The 1,338-nt window shown below is 46.9% G+C and carries 2 protein-coding genes; both read left to right on the forward strand.

What is annotated here, in order from left to right; genetic code table 11:
• A partial coding sequence (locus GT575_RS14835) for a ParA family protein (protein ID WP_161172309.1) occupies positions 1-456 on the forward strand: 456 nt, incomplete at its 5' end.
• Positions 410-1,338 (forward strand): ParB/RepB/Spo0J family partition protein (locus GT575_RS14840; protein WP_161172310.1); only part of this gene is annotated, 929 nt, incomplete at its 3' end. The genes GT575_RS14835 and GT575_RS14840, both read left to right, overlap by 47 nt.

Here is a 1,338-nt window from a genome sequence, read left to right on the forward strand (position 1 = left end):
AATTACGACTATGTGCTTATTGACTGTATGCCGAGTTTAGGTATGATAACCATCAATGCTCTGGCGGCGGCTGACAGTGTAATTATCCCGACACAGCCCCACTATCTCTCGGCTAAAGGTTTGGAGCTTTTGCTTCGCTCCGTATCAATGGTCAAGCGGCAAATCAACCCAAAGCTGCGGATAGACGGTATCTTAATGACTATGGTAATGCCCCGTACCAACATTTCTAAGGAGATTACGGCAACGGTCAAAAGTGCATACGGTCAGAAAATCAAGGTGTTTGATACCGAGATACCTCATTCTATCCGTGCGGTGGAAGCTACCGCAGAGGGCAAAAGTATCTTTGCCTACGACAAAAGCGGCAAGGTTGCCGCAGCCTATGAGCAGTTCGGAAAGGAGGTGGCAGAGATTGGCGAGAAGCAGAGAAACCAAAATCGAGCTGACTGCATACGATGACCTTTTTCAGACGGACGAAAGCCGTGAGGAAGCAAAGCTCTCTAAGATAAGGGATATTCCCATATCGGAGATTGACGAGTTTCCAGACCACCCGTTCAAGGTTTTAATGGACGAGGATATGGAACAGCTTGTTGAGAGTATCAAGCGAAATGGTGTAATGACCCCTGCGACAGTTCGCTTAAAAGAGGACGGACGGTATGAGCTTATCAGCGGTCACAGGCGAAAAAAAGCTTGTGAACTTGCGGGGCTTGAAACGCTGAAATGCGAGGTTAAAGAGCTTACCCGTGACGAAGCCATTATTGTTATGGTGGAAAGTAATCTCCAACGCTCTGTTATTTTGCCGAGTGAGAAAGCGTTTGCGTATAAAATGCGGTTGGAAGCTATGAAACGACAAGCAGGCAGACCCCCGAAAGAAAATGCGTCGCCATTGGCGACTAATTTATCAAAAGGGCGTTCTGATGAGGAATTAGGAGAACTTGTTGGAGAAAGCAAAGACCAGATACGCCGCTATATCCGTCTAACCGAGCTTGTTCCAGAAATCCTGCAAATGGTAGATGAACGGCAGATTGCTTTCCGTCCTGCGGTTGAAATTTCCTATCTGACCGAGGAACAGCAATACACCTTGCTTGAAGCAATGGAGTACAACGATGCTACCCCGTCATTGGCACAGGCTATCAAAATGAAGAAGTATAACCAATACGGCAAGCTCACTTCCGAGGTTATCCAGTCCATTATGGAGGAAGAAAAGCCCAATCAGAAGGAAAAACCTGCTTTCCGTGACGAGAGGATAACCAAGCTCATTCCAAAGACTGTTCCCAGAGGGCAGGAAACGGATTTTGTTGTCAAGGCGTTGGAGTTTTATAACCGACATTTGCAGCGGAA

The sequence above is a fragment of the Coprococcus sp. BIOML-A2 genome (genome assembly GCF_009875795.1).
Lineage (GTDB): Bacteria > Bacillota > Clostridia > Lachnospirales > Lachnospiraceae > Coprococcus > Coprococcus aceti.